Here is an 18,899-nt window from a genome sequence, read left to right as displayed (position 1 = left end):
TCACGCCAGGGGCCGGCGGCGGGGATTCGGGTTGCGGTCGGCCTCCGCGCTGCCGTGGGCGGCGCGCTCGTAGGCGGTCACGATCCGGCGGACGAGGTCGTGGCGGACCACGTCGACGTCCTTGAACCGCACGTGCCCGATCCCCTCGACGCCCTCCAGCACGCTGACCGCTTCCACGAGGCCGGATTTCTGGCCCGGCGGCAGGTCGATCTGGCTCGGATCGCCGGTGATGATCATGCGCGAGCCCTCGCCCAGGCGGGTGAGGAACATCTTCATCTGCATGGAGGTGGTGTTCTGCGCCTCGTCGAGCAGCACCACCGCGTTGGTGAGGGTTCGGCCGCGCATGAAGGCGAGCGGCGCGATCTCGATCTGGCCGGTCTGGAGGCCGCGATCGACGTGGCGGGCCTCCATGAAGTCGTACAGGGCGTCGTAGATCGGGCGGAGGTAGGGGTCGACCTTCTCGCGCATGTCGCCCGGCAGGAAGCCCAGGCGCTCGCCGGCCTCGACCGCGGGCCTGGACAGGATCAGCCGCTCGGCATGGCCCTGCTCCAGGAGCGACACGGCGTGGCCGACGGCGAGCCAGGTCTTGCCGGTCCCGGCCGGGCCCTCGGCGAAGACCAGCTCGTTGGTGCGCAGGAGCTTGATGTAGGCGTCCTGCGCCGGGTTGCGCGCCCGCACGGCCCCGCGCTTGCGGGTGGCGATCTGCTCGAAATGCGGCCTGTCGGCCTCGGCCGCGATGACCTCGGCCGGGAACAGGGTCGCCTGCGCGGTGGCCTCACGGATGGCGCCGTCCACGTCGCCAAGGGTCAGCGTGCTGCCGCCGGTCCGCACCCGGGCGTAGAGCTTCTGGAACACCCGCCGCGCCGTCTCGGCGGCGTCGGCCGGCCCCTTGATGACGAGGTGGTTGCCGAGCGCGGTGGCGGTGACCTCCAGCCGGCGCTCGATATGGGCGACGTTCTGATCGTACTGGCCGAAGACGAGGCTCGCGAGGCGGTTGTCGTCGAAGGTCAGCGGCACCTCGACCGCCTCGTCCGATCCGGCCGGCCGCGCCGCCGGGCCGCGCCCCTTGAGCGCGCCGCGCGCGCCCGCACCGTCCGACGCGCTCAAGCCGCCATCCTCGCCATCATCCCGACCGCTCCGCTCCTCACGCCGCCGCAGCCGCGGAGACGAGTTCCCCGAACAAGCTGTTGGACCCTGCCTCGGTGATCCGCACGGGCACGACCTGTCCGATATGGTGAGGCGCGGCGTCGAACTGGACGGCCAGCAGGTGCGGCGTCTTGCCCGCGACCTGACCGGGGTGCCGCCCGGGCTTCTCGACCAGAACGTCGAAGACCCGGCCGACGGCCGCCCGCTGATAGGCGTGGCGCTGGCCGTCGAGGAGCGCCTGCAGCTCGGCGAGCCGGGCCGCCATCACGGCCTCCGGCACCTGATCGGTGCGGTCGGCGGCCGGCGTGCCGGGGCGCGGGCTGTACTTGAACGAGAAGGCGCTCTCGAAGCCGACGTCGCGCACGAGCCGCAGGGTCTCGGCGAAGTCCGCGTCGGTCTCGCCGGGGAAGCCGACGATGAAGTCGGAGGACAGGGCGATGTCGGGCCGCGCCGCGCGGATCCGGTCCATCAGCCGGCGGTACTGGTCGCCGGTGTGCTTGCGGTTCATCGCGGCGAGGATCCGGTCGGAGCCCGACTGCACCGGGAGGTGCAGGTAGGGCATCAGGGCCGGCACCTCGGCGTGCGCCCGGATCAGGGCGTCGTCGAAGTCGTTCGGGTGGCTCGTCGTGTAGCGGATCCGCGCGATGCCGGGGATCTTCGCCACCGCGCGCACCAGGTCGGCGAGGCCCGCGGGCGCGCCGTCGGGGCCGTCGCCGTGATAGGCGTTGACGTTCTGGCCGATCAGCGTGATCTCGCGGACGCCCCCGTCGGCGAGCTTCTCGGCCTCGGCGAGCACCGCCGCCACGGAGCGCGAGACCTCCGCGCCCCGCGTGTAGGGCACCACGCAGAAGGCGCAGAACTTGTCGCAGCCCTCCTGAACGGTGAGGAAGGCCGACGAACCCAGCGTCCGCCGGCGGGGCAGGTGGTCGAACTTGTCCTCGACCGGGAACTCGGTGTCGACGACGCGGCGCTCGCGGGAGCGCGCCAGCAGGTCCGGCAGCCGGTGATAGCTCTGCGGGCCGACGACCACGTCGACGGCGGGCTGGCGCGCCTGGATCTCGGCGCCCTCGGCCTGGGCGACGCAGCCCGCGACCACGATGCGCGTGTCGAGGCCCTGCGCCTTCCGCTCACCCTTGAGCACGCGCAGGCGGCCGAGTTCGGAATAGACCTTCTCGGCGGCCTTCTCGCGGATGTGGCAGGTGTTGAGGACGACGACGTCCGCGTCCTCGACCGTGTCGGTCGCCGTGTAGCCCTCGGCGCCGAGGACGTCGGCCATGCGGGCCGCGTCGTAGGCGTTCATCTGGCAACCGTAGGATTTGACGAAAGCCTTCTTCAACGCGCGCCGTCCCGAACCGTCCGATGATCCTTGCACCCGCCCCGCGGGGCCCGGCACGCGGCCTGTAGCACGGATCGCGGGGGCCGTCGCGGCGCCCGAAACGCGACCGGCCGCCCGCGGGCGGCCGGTCAGAGGCTGGCCGGTCGAACCGGCCTCAGTGGGCGGCCGGCGCCGCCGCGGGCAGGTCGATGACCATCTGCTGGAAGAACGGCACGTAGGCCTGCAGCATCACGAACAGCCCGACGAGGCAGGCCAGCGCGATCGAGTGCCAGAACACGAAGCGCAGGATCTTGCCTTCCTGGCCGAAATAGCCGGTGGCCGTGGAGGCGACGACGATCGACTGGGCGTCGACCATCTTGCCCATCACGCCGCCCGACGAGTTCGCCGCCGCCATCAGCACGCCCGAGAGGCCGAGCTGCTCGGAGGTAATCCTCTGGAGGCCGCCGAACAGCACGTTCGAGGCCGTGTCCGAACCCGTGAGCGCCACGCCCAGCCAGCCTAGCAGCGTCCCGAAGAACGGGTAGAGGATGCCGGTGCCCGCGAAGGCCAGCCCGAGCGTGGCGTCGACGCCCGCGTAGCGGGTGAGGACGCCGAGCGCGAGCATCGCCGCGATGGTGATGAGCGAGTAGCGCAGGGCCCAGATGGTCTCGAAGTAGGCGGTGACGAGGCGTAGCGGCGAGAACCGCATGATCAGGCCGGAGATGATCGCCGCGATCAGCACGCCGGTGCCGGTGTACGACATGTAGGTGAACAGGAAGACCGCGCCCTCCGGCACCGGCTTGGCCACCACCGGCGGCACCTTCATGATCACGTTGTGCAGGCCCGGCACCTCGTATTTCCAGGTGAAGAGCGGGTTGACGATGCCCTTGAACCAGCCGGTCCCCCAGATGGCCACGACGATCGACAGGATGATCCACGGCACCCAGGCCATCAGGATCTCGCCCTGCGAGGCGGTGCGGGCGCCGGTATGGACCGGGGGCGTGCCGGGCACGCCGGCGCCGAGCGCCACGGGCCGCGGACCGGCGACGGCGAGCGACGGATCGTGGCCGCGCAGAGCCGGCGACGACCAGATCTCCTTGGGCTGCCAGACCTTCAGGAACAGCACGAGCGCGAGCATCGAGGCGAGCGAGGCGCCGATATCGACGATCCACGGGTTGACGTAGTTCGAGATCAGGAACTGCGCGACCGCGAAGGAGGCGCCGCAGACCAGGATCGGCGGCCACACCCGGATCATGCCGCGGAACCCCGCGAACACCCAGATCAGCCAGAACGGCACGATCAGCGAGAACAGCGGCAGCTGCCGGCCGATCATCGCGCCGAGGATCTCGGGCGGGTAGCCGGTGACCGAGGCGAGGCCCTGGATCGGCGCGCCGAGCGCCCCGAAGGCCACCGGCGCGGTGTTGGCGATCAGCGACAGGCCGGACGCGGCGAGCGGCGAGAAGCCGAGGCCGATCAGGATCGCGCCCGTGACGGCGACCGGCGTGCCGAAGCCGCCCGCGCCCTCGAAGAAGGCGCCGAACGCGAAGGCCACCAGGAGCAGCTGGAGGCGTCGGTCCGCGGTGATGCCCGCCACCGACTGTTGCAGGATCGCGAACCAGCCCTTCTCCACCGTGAGCCGGTAGAGGAAGATGACGTTGAGGATGATCCAGCCGATCGGGAAGAAGCCCGTGACCATCCCGAGGATGGCGGCGCGGGTGGCGAGATCGGTCGGCATGCCGAAGCCGACGATGGCCACCAGCATGGCGAGGCCGAGGGCGATGACCGCCGCGATATGGGCCTTCACGCGCCCGCTGGCGATCATGGCGAGCAGTGCGATGACCGGCACTGAAGCGGCGAGCGTCGAGAGCCACGGGCTCCCGAACGGGTCGTAAACCTGGTTCCAGGTTTGCACCGGGCGTCCTCCAATAATTTCCGTCTGTTCCGGATTGCGGCCTAGCTAGCAGACGTGTTCCGGCCGCTCAATGCGTTGAATCATGTATTCTGACGGTGATTCCACCGGCTTACTCTCGCGCGGATCGGCGGATCCGCCCGGTCGAACAGCGACGAGCTGGTCTCGAAAGGATCAGACCCGTCCGGACCAGGCGTAAAATCTGGATCTGAGACAGGATTCCGTTCGCGTCCAGGAGCTTAGGCGTGGAAAAGCAGGCCGCGCGCGCCTCCCACGGTGCCGGGGTCGCGGGCGCGCCGGCTCCGGATCCCGACGCGGGAGCAGCGTCCGGCGCAGCGCCGAGGGTTCAGACCGGCGCGATCTCCGGCCCCTGGAGACCGATCCCCGGGGCGGCCGGCCGCGTGTCGGGTGCCGGGGCGGTGCCGGCGCCCGTGCCGGCGCCCCGCAGGGCCGCGCGCACCTCGGCTTCGGCGGCCGCGGTGGCGACCTTCCGGTCGGTGGTCGCCTCGAAGGGGATCGGCGCGCCCCAGACCACGTGCACGTCGATGGGGCCGCCCTGCACGAAGGTCGCGAGGTGCGGCACCAGCTCCATGTCGCCGTACCACGCGATCTCCGCGCGCTCGGCGCGCGTGACCGGCAGGCCGTTGCGCCGTGGATAGGCGATGGCGAGCGGCTGGAGGCGCACCCGTCCGCGCCCGGCCTCGGCCTGCAGCGCCGCGCGGGCGGCGCCGACGAGGGAGGAGCGGAACGGCAGGAGCCGGGTCCCGTCGCCGGTGGTCCCCTCCGCGAACAGGACGACCAGCTCCCCCTCGGCCAGGCGGTGGCCCATGGCGGTGCTGACGCTCGCGGTCGCGCCGCGGCGCTGCCGGTCGATGTAGATCGTCCGCTGGAGCCCCGCGAGGACGCCGATCAGCGGCCAGCCGGCGATCTCGGACTTCGCCACGAAGGAGAGCGGCCGCAGCGAGCCCACCGCGATGATGTCGAGCCACGAGACGTGGTTGGCGAGCACCAGAGCCGCCTCGCCGGGGGCCGGGGGCGTCCCGCTCTGCGTGACCCGCACCCCGAACAGCCACAGGAAGACGCGGTGGAACAGGATCGGCGCCAGGGTCGCGCGGCGGCCGAGGAGGCGCAGGGCGATCCAGTGGGGCGGTCCCAGCACAGCGAAGGCGAGGGCGAGGGCCGCGACGCGCCAGGCGATGCCGAGGCGGCTCACGGCGTCACAGGTCGGCGCTCATCGTCAGCGCGGTCGCCCGGCTGCCGTCGGCCTTGAGATAGTAGCCGGTGCGCGAACCGACCTGCCGGAAGCCGTGCCGGGCGTAGAGCCGCAGCGCGGGAGCGTTGCCCTCGTCGACCTCCAGATGCACCCGGGCGACGCCGTCGAGGGCGAGGCTCGCCAGGTGCTCGCGGAGCAGCGTGCGGCTGTGGCCGCCGCCGCGCAGAGCCGGGGACAGCACGACCGTCAGGATCTCGGCCTCGTCGGCGGCCCGGCGCGAGAGCACGAAGCCCTGGAGGACGCCCGCGCGCCAGAGGGCGTGCGCGTGGGTCGAGCGCTCGCAGAGCATCCGCTCGAACTCGTGCGCGTCCCAGGGCCGCGCGAAGGCGGTCGCGTGGAGGCGGGCGAGGGCAGGGGCCTGCGCGGCGTCGCGGAGCGGCGCGACGTAGGGCTCCGGGGTCAGCGCGTCCCACCACGCGAACCACCAGTCGAAGGGCCAGAAGGGCAGCGGGCGCGTCATCGCCGTGCGATCCGCGCGTGGTCCTGCGGCCGGGCATCCGGCCCCCGCAGGTAGAGGGGCCGCGCCAGGGCCTGCGCCGGGTCGGCGACGAGGCCGAGGGAGGCCACCGCCGCGATATCGGGACCGCCGACATGGGCGACGCGCGCCGCGACGCCGCGTGCGGCGAGCGCGGCGGCCAGCATCGGCGCGCCGGAGCCGGTCAGCACCACCGGGCCGTCGCCCAGCTGCTCGGCCGCCGCCTCGACGGCGAGATGCGCGGGCGCGAGGCCGTCGCCCGGCCCGAGGGCCTGCACGTAGACAGCGCCGTGGCGGGCGTCGATCACCGCGGCGATCGTGCCCGCGACGGTGTCGGCCAGGAGCGGCGCGAGGAGCGCCGAGAGGGTGCCGACGCCGACGACGGGCTTGCCGGTCGAGAGGCCGATGGCGCGGGCCGCCGACAGGCCGACCCGCAGCCCGGTGTAGCTGCCGGGCCCGACCGTCACGGCGACCCGGTCGATCGCCTCAAATCCGCCCTCGACCCGAGCGATCACCCGCTCGATCAGCGGCAGCAGGGATTCCGCGTGGCCGCGCGCCATGGGCAGCGACTCGGCGGCGAGGGGCGCCTCGGACTCCTCCGCCATGACGCAGGCGGCGCAGGTGTCCAGCGCTGTGTCGATGGCCAGGATACGCACGCTCACTCCCACAGGCCGGTCCGCGCCGACGGTTGCCTCCCTGCGCCGCGACGGGCGCGAAGAGCCTCCAGCGTTAGAGCAAAACCGACGCCTCGTCAGCGGCGGGGCGCCCGCACCGGGCGGATCACCGGTGGAGTGTTGCCGGCTTGCGCCGGTGCGCGCCCGCGGCCTCGGACGGGTCCGGCGCACCGGCCCCCGGCTCCGCCGCGAAGGCGGGAGCCGGGGGGCAGCCGAGGGCCGTTCCGGCCCTCCGGCGTGCCGCCCGCACCGCGGCGCGGGCGCGAATCCTCAGATCGCCTGGACCTCGCGGATCTCCGGCAGGAAGTGCCGGAACAGGTTCTGCACGCCGTGCCGCAGGGTCGCCGTGGAGGACGGGCAGCCCGAGCAGGCCCCCTTCATCTCCAGATAGACCACGCCCTCCTTGTAGCCGCGGAAGGTGATGTCGCCGCCGTCGCCCGCCACCGCCGGGCGCACCCGGGTCTCGAGCAGGTCCTTGATGGTCACGACGGTGTCGTGGTCCGCCTCGTCGTAGAACTCGTCGCCCGGCTCGATCTCGCCGTGGCCGCCCTCGGCCATCACGGGCGCGCCGGACTGAAAGTGCTCCATGATCGCGCCGAGCACCGCCGGCTTGACCTGCGCCCAGTCCGAGCCGTCCTCGGCCTTGGTCACCGAGATGAAATCGTGGCCGAAATAGACGCCCGCCACGCCCGGGACGGTGAACAGCGCCGCGGCCAGGGGCGAGCGGGCGGCGGCCTCGGCGTCCCGCGCCTCGAAGGTCGATTCCGCCAGCACGACGCGGCCGGGCAGGAACTTCAGGGTGGCCGGGTTCGGCGTGGCTTCGGTCTGGATGAACATGGTGGCGATACTCCGCTGCGCCGGTTCAAGGCCGGCCGGGACAGGCGCCGCGAGGCGCCGCCTCCCATGTGGACCGGCGATCGGATTTTCTCAACCTGTCGTCCGGTCCCGCCGGCGCGCGAGAGTGGACATTCGGCCGACGGCGCGACAGGACGAACGCCGTCGAACGCCAGAGGAGCCGGCAGTGGACATGACCGCGGACCAGACCCTCGCGCAGGACTTGCTGAAGGATCTGCGCGAGGCCCAAGCCAAGCTGGACGCGGCGCGCGCGGAAGCGGCCTCGCTCAAGGTGCTGCTCGCGCTGCGCACGCATCAGCACGACCAGGCCTGGCAGGAGGGGCAGCGCCTCGCCGCGGCGCTCGCGGAGGCGCAGACCCGCGCGGAGGCGGCCACGACCGCGCGGGCCGAGACGCAGGTGGACGCGCAGGCGAACGCGGCCGCGTCCGAAGCCGCCGCGATGGCCGACGAGCGCACCGAGGCGGTCCGGACCGTCCTGGGCGCGGTCCTCGCCAGCATCGGGCACCGCGCCCTCGACCGGCGGCGCTTCCAGGACCTGATCGCCCGGGCCGGCCGCGAGGCGCCGGATCAGGGTCCTGGCGCGGCCCGGCACGCCGTGCTGCTGACCGAGGCGCGGCGGGTGCTGGGGATCGCCCAGTAGGGCGGCCCGAAGCGCGCGCGCACCGCGACCGGTCGCCGGCGGCAGGGTTAACCGACGCTTAACCCGGCTCTCCCATCGTCGTCCCCGGGACGGACAGGAGATCGACCGCATGCTGATCAGCGAGCACCACGTGCGCGAGTGCGCCTACTACATCTGGGAGAACGAGGGCCGGATTCACGGGCACGCTGCGGCCCACTGGATCCGCGCCGAGTCCGAGCTGCGCGCGAACGCGATGCTCGCGGCCGCCGCGTCCGAGACGGTCGAGGCCGCCAAGCTCGTCGAGGCCGCCGCGAAGGCCGCGCCGGTGAAGACCGCCGCCAAGCCGGTCGCCAAGCCGGTCGCCAAGACCGCTGCCACCAAGACCGCCATTGCCAAGCCCGCCGCTGCCAAGCCCGCCGCGTCGAAGACCGCCGCTGCCAAGCCCGCGGCCGTGAAGGCCGCCGCGAAGCCGGCGGCCCCGAAGCCCGCCCGCGCCTCCAAGGCCGCGGTGACCGCCGGCCTCGCCGCCAAGGCGAAGCCTGCCCGGACCCCGGCCTCGATGCACTGAAGGGTCGGCGCCGCGGCGCCACCCCGGCCTTTCCCGGAGCCCGCCCCTCGCGCAGGGGCGGGCTTCCGTCGTTCGTGGGCCCGGCGCGGAACAGGCCGGGCGCCGGCAGGTTGTCCGGCCTGATGCGGGCGCAGGGCTCCGCGACGGGGCTGCGATGCGCGCGGTGATCTTCGACATCGACGGGACGCTGCTCGACAGCGTCGACCTGCATGCCCGCGCCTGGGTGGAGGCCTTCGCGCATTTCGGCGTGGAAACCGGCTTCGCCGAAGTCCGCCGGCAGATCGGCAAGGGCGGCGACGAGCTGATGCCGGTCTTCCTGTCGGAGGAGCGGATCGCGCGGGAGGGCGAGACCATCGAGGCCTACCGCTCCGACCTGTTCAAACGGCGCTACCTGTCCGAGGTCCGGCCGTTCCCGGGTGTCCGGCCGCTGTTCGAGCACATCCGCTCCGCCGGGCTGAAGATCGCGCTCGCCTCGTCGGGCAAGCGCTCCGAGGTCGAGCACTACACCGAGATCCTGGAGATCGGCGACCTCGTCGACGTCGCCACGAGCTCGGACGACGCGGACCGGTCCAAGCCGCACCCCGACATCTTCGAGGCCGCCCTGGCGAAGCTCGACGGCGTCCCGCCCGACGCGATCATCGTCGTCGGCGACACCCCCTACGACGCCGAAGCCGCCGCGAAGGCGGCCCTGCGCACCGTCGGCCTCCTCTGCGGCGGCTTTCCGGAGGCGGACCTGAGGGCGGCCGGCTGCGCGGCGATCTACCGGGACCCCGAGAATCTGCTCGACCGATTCGCGGAGTCGCCGCTGGCGGGCGGCTGAGCGCCGGCCCGGCAAGCGGATTCCGCGGCGGGTCCGGCGTCGTCCACACATTCCCGCCACGCTGTTGCAGCGCGGTGACGCGGAGCGATGCCGGCTACGTATTCACGCGAAAAGGACTGGTGCCCGTCGATCGAAAGGCGTAGCGACCCGCCCGCCAATCTGGACTCCTTCGAAGGACGAGCGCCTCGCATGCCCCAGACTCACCAGGCCGGCCCGGCACCGCGCTTCGTACCGGTCGCCAAGTCGCTGCCGGAGCAGATCGCCGACGCGGTCGAGAGCCGGTCGACCCCGCTCAGCCAGCTGCTCCGCCTGATGGCCGCCCTCGATGCCGAAGGCGGTAACGAGGCCCTGCGGCTGCGGCTCCGCGCCCGGATCGGCGCGCCGCTCGACGCCTGACCCCCGCGTCGCGGGTCAATGCCGCCGGTGCCGATGGCGCCGGCCACCCCGCTTCGCCGCCGGTGCGGCCGCCTTCGCGACGCGGTCCATGCAGGCGAAGTAGATCCGGCGCCCGATCTCCTCGAGTTCGAGACCCTGCGGGTTGGGCGCCGAGAACACCTTCGCGCGGGCGTCGTTGCGGCAGGCCGCGTCCTCCGGGCTCCGGATCGGCGGCTCCGCCCGGGCGGCCCCGCCGGCCAGGGCCGAGACGATCCAGGTCGCTGCCACGATCGATACGCGCGTGCTTGCCAGGGTACTCGGCATACTGACGTTCGGACCTCACTCGCTCGAGACACAGATAGAGCGTCTCGATCACCCGTGAAGCTTGGTCAGAGTGCGGGCTCCGGCAATAATCGACAGCCTTCGCGTCAGGGCACGATCCAACGGCACGCCCCCCCGCCCGCGACGGTCAGGCACTCGTAGGGCGCCCCGCCGATCAGGGCCCGCTGCTCCACGGTGCCGATCGCGCTGCGCGGGATCCGCCGACAGCCGGCCTCCGTGGGGACGGGGCCACCGCTGCCCGAGGACGCGTCGATCCGCCGGGCGGCGATCAGCGTCTCGCAGGCCATCACCGAGTCCTCCCCCTGCGCGCGGGCCGTCCGGGGCGCGACGGCGGCGGACAGGGCGGCGAGGACGAGGACCGCGGGGAGAACCTGTCGGGATCGGGAAAGCATCGCGGCCTCGGCTGCCCGCGCCGGACGGGCGCGTCGCGGTTCGGCCGCCCTCAACGCGTTGCCGCGCGCGTTGGTTGCCGCGTGCGGACACGCTCCCCCGAACGCGACGACGCCCGCCTTGGGGGCGGGCGTCGTGGGCGTCCGAAGCTCGGGTGAGCCGACGGCCTGCGCTCAGCGCTTGGTCTTGACCTTCGCCTTGCGGGCCGCGTAGCGCGCGTCGCGCTGGGCCTTCTTGGCGGCCAGGTCGGCCGACTTGCGCTCCTGCGCGGCGGCCAGCTCGGCGGCCTCGCGGGCGATCTGGGCGGCGAGTTCCGCCTCCTCCCGCTGACGCTTCTCCTCGGCGGCCTTCCGCTCGGCGGCGATCCGGGCGGCCTCGCGCTCGCGGGAGCGCTCCTCGCGGGCCTTGGCAACCTCGGCGCGGGCCTTCGCCTTGGCGATCACCTCGGGGTCGTCGGACGGGGGGCGCGCCTTGAACTTGGCCAGCAGGGCGGCCTTCGCGTTCTGCGAGTTCTGGCGACGGTCGTCGAAATTCCTGTAGTCGAATGCGCTCATCTGACCTTTCTCAGTTGGGTACGTCTCGCGTGTCGCGGGGACATCCGGCGGGGCCGGGCACGTACGGAGTCTGCAGGTTCCGACGCCATCCCCGCGCCCCGGAACCGCACCGATCCACCGGCTGTACCGATGGTCCGACCCGAGCGTTCGGCCTGCGTCTGAACGCTCGGGTCGGACCATTGTTCGAAGATCGCAGAGCCCTTAATCAGAGCTTCACGCGAGATGCAATCGGCGAGACCTGCGCAGGCGGCCGGTCCAGCGACAATCCCGGCCCACTCTGTAAGAGTTTCGAGCCGCGGTGCGGAAATACCTCAGGCCGGCAGCCGGCAAGGGCTTCGGTGCTCGACAGGTGGGCGCGCATCCATCCCCTGGACTTGCCTGCCAGTCCTAGATGGGTCGCGCGCCGGGCGAAGACAAGATTCGTGTTCGCCCGGCGCCCGTCGCGCAGCTGTCCGCTGGACGGACCTATACTTCCATCACAAAGCAGACCTGCAAAATCGACAGCGAATTCGTTGCCGGACCTTCGATCCCGCGAGGGGTCGCGATTCCGCTCCGGCGCGCGGGCGTGCCCAGAAACGGCCCTCCCACCGCCGCCTAATTCTTGTGCACGCGGATCGGAGCGCATCGAATCCATCGCCAGCACGTCCCTGCCTGCCTATGATCTAGGCACGCGGGCGCGCCGGTTCGCGGCACTGCGCGCGGGCTCGCGGCACAGGGCCTGCTTGCCGCGATCGATCGCGTCCCGCGCGAACGGCCTGAGGAGTTCCATGTCCGAGACCCGCCCCCCGTACGATCCCGAGAGCTACGCCGCGGCCGCGGCGGCCCTCCTCGGCCTCACCCTCGACCCCGCGTGGATCGCCCCGGTGACCGCGAATCTGCGCGTCCTGGCCGCGGCGGCCGAGCTGGTGGAGGCTTTCCCGCTCGCCGACGAGATCGACGCGGCCCCGAGGTTCGAAGCGTGAGCGCGAGCGATCCCTCGACGGCAACGGCGATCGCCGCAGCGATCGCCGATGGCCGGACCACCGCGCGGCAGGCCGTCACGGCGGCGCTCGACCGGATCGGGCGCCTCGACGACCGGGTCGGCGCCTTCACCGACGTGCTGTCCGCCCGTGCCCTGGCCCGGGCCGACGCGCAGGACGCGGCGCGCCGCGAGGGGGCGTCGCCGGGCCCGCTGGCCGGCGTGCCGTTCGCGGTGAAGAACCTGATCGACATCGACGGCCTGCCGACCCGCGCCGGATCGAAGATCAACCGGGAGCGGCCGCCGGCGGAGCGGGACGGCGCCCTGGTCCGACGCCTGGAGGCCGCGGGGGCGATCCTCGTCGGCGCCCTCAACATGGGCGAGTACGCCTACGACTTCACCGGCGAGAACATCCACGACGGCGACGCCCACAACCCGCACGCCCTGGATCACATGACCGGCGGCTCGTCGGGCGGCTCGGGCGCGGCCATCGCCGCCAGGATGGTGCCGCTCACGCTGGGCTCGGACACGAACGGCTCGATCCGCGTCCCCGCCGCGTTCTGCGGCTGCTACGGCCTCAAGCCGACCTACGGCCGGCTGACCCGCGCGGGGAGCTTCCCCTTCGTAGGCAGCCTCGACCACCTCGGGCCGATGGCCCGGAGCGTGACCGACCTCGCGCTCGCCTACGACGCCATGCAGGGCCCCGATCCGGACGATCCGGTGGCGACGCTCCGCCCGGCGGAACCGGTCCTGCCGCGGCTCGAGGCGGGGATCGACGGCCTGCGCGTCGCGGTGGCCGGCGGCCATTTCGCCCGCAACGGCGATCCGGAAGCCTTCGCGGCGGTGGCGCGCGCCGCCGAGGCGCTCGGCGCGCGGCGCACCGTCGAGCTGCCGGAGGCCCACCGCGCTCGCGCGGCCGCCTACCTGATCACCGCCGCGGAGGGCGCCACGCTCCACCTCGACCGTCTCCGCACCCGGCCGCAGGATTTCGACCCGGCGGTGCGCGACCGGCTGATCGCCGGGGCGATGATCCCGGCGCCCCACGTGGAGCGGGCGCAGCGGTTCCGCCGCTGGTACCGGGCGCGGGTACTGGAGCTGTTCGAGACCGTCGACGTGATCCTGGCCCCGGCCACGCCCTGCCGCGCGCCGAGGGGCGGCCAGACCCACTTCGTCCTCGACGGCGTGACGCTGCCGGTGCGCGCCAATATCGGCGTGTTCACGCAGCCGGTCAGCTTCATCGGCCTCCCGGTCGTGGCGGCGCCGGTCCGGCTCGACGCCGGTCTGCCGCTCGGCGTCCAGATCATCGCCGCGCCCTGGCGCGAGGATCTCGTCCTGCGCGCGGCGCGCTATCTCGAACGGACCGGCGTCAGCACGGCGCCCATCGCGGAGCTTGCCCGATGATCATCGACGATCCCGCCGTGAAGGCCGAGGTCGAGGCCGCGTTCCGGGCCTACGAGACGGCGCTCACCACCAACGACGTCCCGACCCTGGAGGCGCTGTTCCGGGACGATCCGCTGACCATCCGCTACGGGATCGGCGAGAACCTCTACGGCATGGACGCGATCCGCGCCTTCCGCCGGGCCCGCTCCCCGGTGGGCCTGGAGCGGACCCTGGCGCGGACGCAGATCACCACCTACGGGCGCGACTTCGCCACCGCGATGACGCTGTTCACGCGCGCCAGCGCACCGGGGAAGATCGGTCGCCAGAGCCAGACCTGGGCGCGCTTCCCGGAGGGCTGGCGGGTGGTCGCAGCCCACGTGAGCCTGATCGATGCGGACTAGCCGCGGAGCGGCCCGCGCCCCGGCGGGGGCGTGTGGCCGCGGGCTTGCATACGGTCGAGCGTATTCCGCGCCGTCTGGCGCGGACCAACGCGAGTACCCGACCCAAGATGCTGTCCCGTCTGAGAAAACTCGGCGCCCGTGCGGCGCTGGCCGGTGCCCTGGCGCTCTCCGCGAGCACCGCTGCCCTCGCGCAGGGGACGCTGCGGATCGGCATGACCGCCTCCGACATCCCGCTGACCACCGGCCAGACCGACAACGGCGGCGAGGGCATGCGGTTCATGGGCTACACGGTCTATGACGGCCTCATCAACTGGGACCTGTCGAGCGCCGAGCTGGCCTCCGACCTCGTGCCGGGGCTCGCCACCAGCTGGGGCGTCGACGCCACCGACAAGACCAAGTGGACCTTCAAGCTCCGGCCGGGCGTGAAATTCCACGACGGCTCGGACTTCACCGCCGACGCGGTGGTCTGGAACCTCGACAAGCTCCTGAAGGCCGACGCGCCGCAATACGACCCGCGCCAGTCCGCGCAGGGCAAGACCCGCATCCCGGCGGTCGCGAGCTACCGGGTGGTCGACCCGCTGACCGTCGAGATCACCACCAAGGCCCCCGACGCGACGCTGCCCTACCAGATCGCCTGGATCATGATGTCGTCGCCGGCCCAGTGGGAGAAGCTCGGCAAGTCCTGGGACGCCTTCGCCAAGCAGCCCTCGGGCACCGGCCCGTGGAAGCTGACCCTGTTCGCCCCGCGCGAGCGGGCCGAGATGGTCCCGTTCAAAGAGTACTGGGACAAGGACCGCGTGCCGAAGCTCGACAAGCTCGTGCTGATCCCGCTGCCGGAGGCCAACGCCCGGACCGCCGCCCTCCGCTCCGGACAGGTGGACTGGATCGAGGCGCCCGCGCCGGATTCCGTGGCCTCGCTGAAGAGCGCCGGCTTCACCATCGTCACCAACGCCTACCCGCATAACTGGACGTGGCACCTGTCGCGGGTCGAGGGCTCGCCCTGGAACGACATCCGCGTCCGCAAGGCCGCGAACCTCGCCATCGACCGCGAGGGCCTGAAGGAGCTGCTCGGCGGCCTCGCGATCCCCGCCAAGGGCTTCATGCCGCCCGGCCACCAGTGGTTCGGCCACCCGACCTTCGACATCAAGTACGACCCGGAGGCCGCCAAGAAGCTGCTGGCCGAGGCGGGCTACAGCGCGGCCAAGCCCCTGAAGCTCAAGGTCGCGATCTCGGCCTCGGGCTCGGGCCAGATGCAGCCGCTGCCGATGAACGAGTTCGTCCAGCAGAACCTCGCCGACGTGGGCATCCAGGTCGATTACGAGGTCGTGGAGTGGAACACGCTGATCAACATCTGGCGGGCCGGGGCCAAGGCCGACATCTCCCGCGGCGTCTCGGCGATCAACTACTCGTACTTCATCCAGGACCCCTTCACCGGCTTCATCCGCCACCTGCAGTGCAACTTCGCCCCGCCGAACGGCACGAACTGGGGCTATTACTGCGATCCGGCGATGGACAAGCTGTTCGATCAGGTCCGCAACACCTTCGACAAGGCCGAGCAGACGAAAGTCCTGGAGAAGGTCCACGAGAAGTACGTCGACGACGCGCTGTTCATCATGATCACGCACGACGTCAATCCGCGCGCGATGAGCCCCAAGGTGAAGGGCTTCGTCCAGGCGCAGAACTGGTTCCAGGACTTCTCGAAGATTACGATGGCGACCGCGGGGCGGTAGCGTAACGGGGCGCCTCTCTCCTCCCCCTTGTGGGGAGGAGCCGGAGGTGGGGGTGGTGCAGGATAGGGCGTTGCGGTGCCTCCTGAACCACCCCCACCCCTGACCCCTCCCCACAAGGGGAGGGGAATAGTCTCGGCTGAGTAGACAACAGGCCCTTGAATGCTGCTCTACATCCTCAAACGTCTGGTCTACGTGACGCCCGTGGCGTTCGGGGTCAGCGTCGTCTGCTTCCTCCTCGTCCACCTCGCGCCGGGCGATCCCCTGAGCGCGGTCCTGCCCGCCGACGCCACCCAGGCCACCATCGACGAGATGCGGGCCGCCTACGGCTTCGATAAGCCGCTGCCGGTCCAGTACCTGATCTGGCTGTGGCACGTGCTGCACGGCGATCTCGGAACCTCGATCGCCACCGGCCGGCCGGTGCTCGGCGAGGTCAGCCGCGCCGTGGTGAACTCGCTGATCCTGGCCTCGGTGGCGACCGTGATCGGCTTCACCTTCGGCACCCTGTTCGGCTTCGTGGCGGGCTATCACCGCAACTCCCTGGCCGACCGGGCCGCCTCGGCCGTGTCGGTCTTCGGCGTGAGCGTGCCGCACTACTGGCTCGGCATGGTCCTGGTGATCGTGTTCTCGGCCAATCTCGGCTGGCTGCCGCCCACCGGGGCCGGGCCCGACGGCTCCGGCAACTGGCGGCCCGACTTCGAGCACCTGCGCTACCTGATCCTGCCGGCCATCACGATGTCGGTGATCCCGATGGGCATCATCGCCCGCACGGTCCGGGCGCTGGTGGCCGACATCCTGTCCCAGGACTTCGTCGAGGCCCTGCGCGCCAAGGGCATGGACGAGCGCGGCGTGTTCCGCCACGTCGTGCGCAACGCCGCCCCGACCGCGCTCGCCATCATGGGCCTGCAGCTCGGCTACCTGCTCGGCGGCTCGATCCTGGTCGAGACCGTGTTCGCGTGGCCGGGCACCGGCTTCCTTCTCAACGCCGCGATCTTCCAGCGCGACCTGCCCCTGCTCCAGGGCTCGATCCTCGTGCTGGCGATGTTCTTCGTGCTCCTCAACCTGCTGGTGGACGTGATGCAGACCGCCCTCGACCCGCGCATCGAGCGCGCTTGAGCCGGAGCCCGACGATGACCGTTCCCGTCACCGCGGCCTCCGTGGCCCTCGACGGCGGCGTCCTCGCCGCCGAGGACGTGACCCACGGGCCCGAGGCCGCCTTCGCCCCGTCGCGGGGCTTCTGGGGCCATGTCGGCCACCGGCTCGTGCGCGACCCCGTCGCCATGGGCGCGGGCGCCGTGATCCTGATCGTCGTGCTGATCGCGATCCTCTCGCCCTGGATCACCCCGATGGACCCCTACAAGGGCTCCATGCTGCGCCGCCTCAGGCACGTCGGCGACGCCACCTACTGGCTCGGATCCGACGAGCTCGGCCGCGACATGATCAGCCGGCTGATGCTGGGCTCGCGGCTGTCGCTGTTCATCGGCGTCACGCCGGTGCTGATCGCCTTCGTGATCGGCTCCGCGATCGGGATCCTCGCCGGCTACGTCGGCGGCTGGACCAACACGATCCTGATGCGCACCATCGACGTCTTCTTCGCCTTCCCGTCGGTGCTGCTGGCGATCGCGCTGTCCGGGGCACTCGGCGCCGGCATCTTCAACTCGATCGTGTCGCTGACCTGCGTGTTCGTGCCCCAGATCGCCCGCGTCGCCGAGAGCGTCACCACGGGCATCCGCAAGCGCGACTACATCGACGCCGCCAAGCTGTCAGGCGCCTCGGCCCTGACGATCATGCGCGTGCAGGTGCTCGGCAACGTCGTCGGGCCGATCTTCGTCTACGCGACCAGCCTGATCTCGGTCTCGATGATCCTAGCCTCCGGCCTGTCGTTCCTCGGCCTCGGCGTGCGCCCGCCCGAGCCCGAATGGGGCCTGATGCTCAACACCCTGCGCACGGCGATCTACGTGAACCCGGTCGTGGCCGCCCTCCCGGGCGTCTGCATCTTCGTCGTCTCGATCGCCTTCAACCTGTTCTCGGACGGCCTCCGGTCCGCCATGGAGATTCGCCAGTGAGCGTCATCCCGGACGCCCCCGACCCGTTCGCCCGCGACCGCGGCGGACCCGCCCAGCCGCTCCTGTCGGTCTCGGGCCTCGTCAAGCACTTCCCGGTCCGCAAGGCCGGGGGCAAGAAGCAGGTCGTCCGCGCGGTCGACGGCGTCGATTTCGACGTCCTGAAGGGCGAGACGCTCGGCATCGTCGGTGAGTCCGGCTGCGGGAAGTCGACGACCGCCAAGCTGCTCATGGGCCTGATCGAGCGCGATGCCGGCACGATGCTGTACGACGGCCAGCCGGTCGGCGAGCGCGCCATGCCCTGGCGGTCCTACCGCCGCCAGGCCCAGATGGTGTTCCAGGACAGCTACGCGTCCCTCAACCCGCGCATGACCGTCGAGCAGTCGATCGCCTTCGGCCCGAAGGTCAACGGCGTGCCCGCCCGCGAGGCGGTGGAGCGCGCCCGCGGGCTGCTCGCCCGGGTCGGGCTGGAGCCGAAGCGCTTCGCCGGCCGCTACCCGCACGAGATCTCCGGCGGCCAGCGCCAGCGGGTGAACATCGCCCGCTCGCTCGCCCTGGAGCCGCGGCTGGTGCTCCTCGACGAGGCGGTCTCGGCGCTCGACAAGTCGGTCGAGGCGCAGGTCCTGAACCTTCTCCTCGACCTCAAGGCCGAGTTCGGCCTGACCTACATCTTCATCAGCCACGACCTGAACGTCGTGCGCTTCATCTCCGACCGGGTGATGGTGATGTATCTCGGCCGGGTCTCCGAGATCGGCCCGTCCGACACGGTGCTCGACGCGCCGGCGCACCCCTACACCGAGGCGCTGCTCGCCTCGATGCCGTCGCTCGATCCCGACAACCGCACTCAGGCGGCGCTGCTCGCGGGCGACCCGCCGAACCCGATCGACCCGCCGTCGGGCTGTCGCTTCCACCCGCGCTGCGCCCTGGCGGAGGACGTCTGCGGCCGGACGGAGCCGCCCCTCGACACGATCCGGCCGCTGCACCGCGTCGCCTGCCTCGCCCGCCAGCCGGGTTCCGGCCACTCCGCGGCGCTTGCGGGCGCGCTGGCAGCATGA

At 72.0% G+C, this 18,899-nt stretch carries 21 protein-coding genes; 11 read left to right on the top strand and 10 right to left on the bottom strand.

What is annotated here, in order from left to right; all coding sequences use genetic code 11:
• The 7 genes from ACX9MN_RS02645 to ACX9MN_RS02615 form a co-directional block, all read right to left on the bottom strand.
• Entirely contained in the window at positions 1-1,107 is a 1,107-nt protein-coding gene (locus tag ACX9MN_RS02645) for a PhoH family protein (protein WP_091977046.1), read from the bottom strand.
• 37 nt (positions 1,108-1,144) lie between these two features.
• Complete coding sequence (gene miaB / locus ACX9MN_RS02640) at positions 1,145-2,482, bottom strand: tRNA (N6-isopentenyl adenosine(37)-C2)-methylthiotransferase MiaB (RefSeq protein ID WP_020093466.1); 1,338 nt, start codon at positions 2,480-2,482, stop codon at positions 1,145-1,147.
• Between the two features lie 154 nt (positions 2,483-2,636).
• A complete protein-coding gene (locus tag ACX9MN_RS02635) occupies positions 2,637-4,373 on the bottom strand; it encodes an L-lactate permease (protein ID WP_056522564.1) in 1,737 nt (578 codons plus the stop codon).
• Between the two features lie 343 nt (positions 4,374-4,716).
• Positions 4,717-5,583 carry a lysophospholipid acyltransferase family protein gene (locus ACX9MN_RS02630; protein ID WP_020093464.1) on the bottom strand — a complete coding sequence of 289 codons (867 nt, stop codon included), beginning with the start codon at positions 5,581-5,583 and terminating at the stop codon, positions 4,717-4,719.
• 4 nt (positions 5,584-5,587) lie between these two features.
• A complete protein-coding gene (locus tag ACX9MN_RS02625) occupies positions 5,588-6,103 on the bottom strand; it encodes a GNAT family N-acetyltransferase (RefSeq protein ID WP_100252187.1) in 516 nt (171 codons plus the stop codon).
• A complete protein-coding gene (gene tsaB, locus ACX9MN_RS02620) occupies positions 6,100-6,774 on the bottom strand; it encodes a tRNA (adenosine(37)-N6)-threonylcarbamoyltransferase complex dimerization subunit type 1 TsaB (protein ID WP_026604975.1) in 675 nt (224 codons plus the stop codon). Before tsaB ends, ACX9MN_RS02625 begins: the two co-directional genes overlap by 4 nt.
• Before the next feature lie 288 nt (positions 6,775-7,062).
• A complete protein-coding gene (locus ACX9MN_RS02615; protein ID WP_020093462.1) occupies positions 7,063-7,629 on the bottom strand; it encodes a NifU family protein in 567 nt (188 codons plus the stop codon).
• Between the two features lie 190 nt (positions 7,630-7,819).
• On the opposite strand from ACX9MN_RS02615, the gene ACX9MN_RS02610 reads away from it, so the two are divergent.
• The 4 genes from ACX9MN_RS02610 to ACX9MN_RS02595 all read left to right on the top strand — a co-directional run bounded on the left by ACX9MN_RS02610 (position 7,820) and on the right by ACX9MN_RS02595 (position 10,050).
• Positions 7,820-8,287: an atp-dependent helicase gene (locus ACX9MN_RS02610; RefSeq protein ID WP_091680183.1), complete on the top strand. Its 468-nt coding sequence runs from the start codon at positions 7,820-7,822 to the stop codon at positions 8,285-8,287.
• A gap of 109 nt (positions 8,288-8,396) precedes the next feature.
• Entirely contained in the window at positions 8,397-8,834 is a 438-nt protein-coding gene (locus tag ACX9MN_RS02605) for a DUF2934 domain-containing protein (protein ID WP_100252186.1), read from the top strand.
• A 154-nt stretch (positions 8,835-8,988) separates the two neighbouring features.
• A complete protein-coding gene (locus tag ACX9MN_RS02600; RefSeq protein ID WP_100252185.1) occupies positions 8,989-9,654 on the top strand; it encodes an HAD family hydrolase in 666 nt (221 codons plus the stop codon).
• Positions 9,655-9,843: 189 nt separating this feature from the next.
• Entirely contained in the window at positions 9,844-10,050 is a 207-nt protein-coding gene (locus ACX9MN_RS02595; RefSeq protein ID WP_091680024.1) for a hypothetical protein, read from the top strand.
• 15 nt (positions 10,051-10,065) lie between these two features.
• Here the strand turns inward: ACX9MN_RS02595 and ACX9MN_RS02590 are convergent, their stop codons facing one another.
• The 3 genes from ACX9MN_RS02590 to ACX9MN_RS02580 all read right to left on the bottom strand — a co-directional run bounded on the left by ACX9MN_RS02590 (position 10,066) and on the right by ACX9MN_RS02580 (position 11,315).
• Positions 10,066-10,353: a hypothetical protein gene (locus ACX9MN_RS02590; RefSeq protein WP_100252184.1), complete on the bottom strand. Its 288-nt coding sequence runs from the start codon at positions 10,351-10,353 to the stop codon at positions 10,066-10,068.
• A 104-nt stretch (positions 10,354-10,457) separates the two neighbouring features.
• Complete coding sequence (locus tag ACX9MN_RS02585) at positions 10,458-10,763, bottom strand: hypothetical protein (RefSeq protein WP_100252183.1); 306 nt, start codon at positions 10,761-10,763, stop codon at positions 10,458-10,460.
• A gap of 171 nt (positions 10,764-10,934) precedes the next feature.
• A complete protein-coding gene (locus tag ACX9MN_RS02580) occupies positions 10,935-11,315 on the bottom strand; it encodes a DUF6481 family protein (protein ID WP_020093455.1) in 381 nt (126 codons plus the stop codon).
• A 767-nt stretch (positions 11,316-12,082) separates the two neighbouring features.
• Between ACX9MN_RS02580 and ACX9MN_RS02575 the strand changes: the two genes are divergently transcribed.
• From ACX9MN_RS02575 to ACX9MN_RS02545, 7 genes are all read left to right on the top strand, one after another.
• Positions 12,083-12,277 (top strand): DUF4089 domain-containing protein, encoded by a 195-nt coding sequence (locus tag ACX9MN_RS02575; RefSeq protein WP_020093454.1) that lies wholly within the window; start codon positions 12,083-12,085, stop codon positions 12,275-12,277.
• Positions 12,274-13,674 (top strand): AtzE family amidohydrolase, encoded by a 1,401-nt coding sequence (locus tag ACX9MN_RS02570; RefSeq protein WP_100252182.1) that lies wholly within the window; start codon positions 12,274-12,276, stop codon positions 13,672-13,674. The genes ACX9MN_RS02575 and ACX9MN_RS02570 overlap by 4 nt, the downstream gene beginning before the upstream one ends.
• Positions 13,671-14,054: an oxalurate catabolism protein HpxZ gene (gene hpxZ, locus ACX9MN_RS02565; protein WP_091680011.1), complete on the top strand. Its 384-nt coding sequence runs from the start codon at positions 13,671-13,673 to the stop codon at positions 14,052-14,054. Before ACX9MN_RS02570 ends, hpxZ begins: the two co-directional genes overlap by 4 nt.
• Positions 14,055-14,161: 107 nt before the next feature.
• Positions 14,162-15,784, top strand: coding sequence for an ABC transporter substrate-binding protein (locus tag ACX9MN_RS02560; protein WP_091680008.1), 1,623 nt, complete (start codon positions 14,162-14,164; stop codon positions 15,782-15,784).
• 159 nt (positions 15,785-15,943) lie between these two features.
• A complete protein-coding gene (locus ACX9MN_RS02555) occupies positions 15,944-16,897 on the top strand; it encodes an ABC transporter permease (RefSeq protein WP_056522601.1) in 954 nt (317 codons plus the stop codon).
• Between the two features lie 14 nt (positions 16,898-16,911).
• Entirely contained in the window at positions 16,912-17,847 is a 936-nt protein-coding gene (locus ACX9MN_RS02550) for an ABC transporter permease (RefSeq protein ID WP_091680005.1), read from the top strand.
• Positions 17,844-18,899, top strand: a complete 1,056-nt coding sequence (locus ACX9MN_RS02545; protein ID WP_100252181.1) for an ABC transporter ATP-binding protein — start codon at positions 17,844-17,846, stop codon at positions 18,897-18,899. Before ACX9MN_RS02550 ends, ACX9MN_RS02545 begins: the two co-directional genes overlap by 4 nt.

Source organism: Methylobacterium sp. 1A (assembly GCF_058072805.1).
This window is presented reverse-complemented; position numbering and strand designations above follow the sequence as displayed.

What these genes read in the sequence shown, in the direction of transcription:
- ACX9MN_RS02625 (WP_100252187.1), bottom strand. Translation starts at nt 6,103, where the DNA reads ATGACGCGCCCGCTGCCCTTCTGGCCCTTCGACTGGTGGTTCGCGTGG.
- ACX9MN_RS02615 (WP_020093462.1), bottom strand. Translation starts at nt 7,629, where the DNA reads ATGTTCATCCAGACCGAAGCCACGCCGAACCCGGCCACCCTGAAGTTC.
- ACX9MN_RS02610 (WP_091680183.1), top strand. Translation starts at nt 7,820, where the DNA reads ATGACCGCGGACCAGACCCTCGCGCAGGACTTGCTGAAGGATCTGCGC.
- ACX9MN_RS02605 (WP_100252186.1), top strand. Translation starts at nt 8,397, where the DNA reads ATGCTGATCAGCGAGCACCACGTGCGCGAGTGCGCCTACTACATCTGG.
- ACX9MN_RS02600 (WP_100252185.1), top strand. Translation starts at nt 8,989, where the DNA reads ATGCGCGCGGTGATCTTCGACATCGACGGGACGCTGCTCGACAGCGTC.
- ACX9MN_RS02595 (WP_091680024.1), top strand. Translation starts at nt 9,844, where the DNA reads ATGCCCCAGACTCACCAGGCCGGCCCGGCACCGCGCTTCGTACCGGTC.
- ACX9MN_RS02590 (WP_100252184.1), bottom strand. Translation starts at nt 10,353, where the DNA reads ATGCCGAGTACCCTGGCAAGCACGCGCGTATCGATCGTGGCAGCGACC.
- ACX9MN_RS02585 (WP_100252183.1), bottom strand. Translation starts at nt 10,763, where the DNA reads ATGCTTTCCCGATCCCGACAGGTTCTCCCCGCGGTCCTCGTCCTCGCC.
- ACX9MN_RS02580 (WP_020093455.1), bottom strand. Translation starts at nt 11,315, where the DNA reads ATGAGCGCATTCGACTACAGGAATTTCGACGACCGTCGCCAGAACTCG.
- ACX9MN_RS02575 (WP_020093454.1), top strand. Translation starts at nt 12,083, where the DNA reads ATGTCCGAGACCCGCCCCCCGTACGATCCCGAGAGCTACGCCGCGGCC.
- hpxZ (WP_091680011.1), top strand. Translation starts at nt 13,671, where the DNA reads ATGATCATCGACGATCCCGCCGTGAAGGCCGAGGTCGAGGCCGCGTTC.
- ACX9MN_RS02560 (WP_091680008.1), top strand. Translation starts at nt 14,162, where the DNA reads ATGCTGTCCCGTCTGAGAAAACTCGGCGCCCGTGCGGCGCTGGCCGGT.
- ACX9MN_RS02555 (WP_056522601.1), top strand. Translation starts at nt 15,944, where the DNA reads ATGCTGCTCTACATCCTCAAACGTCTGGTCTACGTGACGCCCGTGGCG.
- ACX9MN_RS02550 (WP_091680005.1), top strand. Translation starts at nt 16,912, where the DNA reads ATGACCGTTCCCGTCACCGCGGCCTCCGTGGCCCTCGACGGCGGCGTC.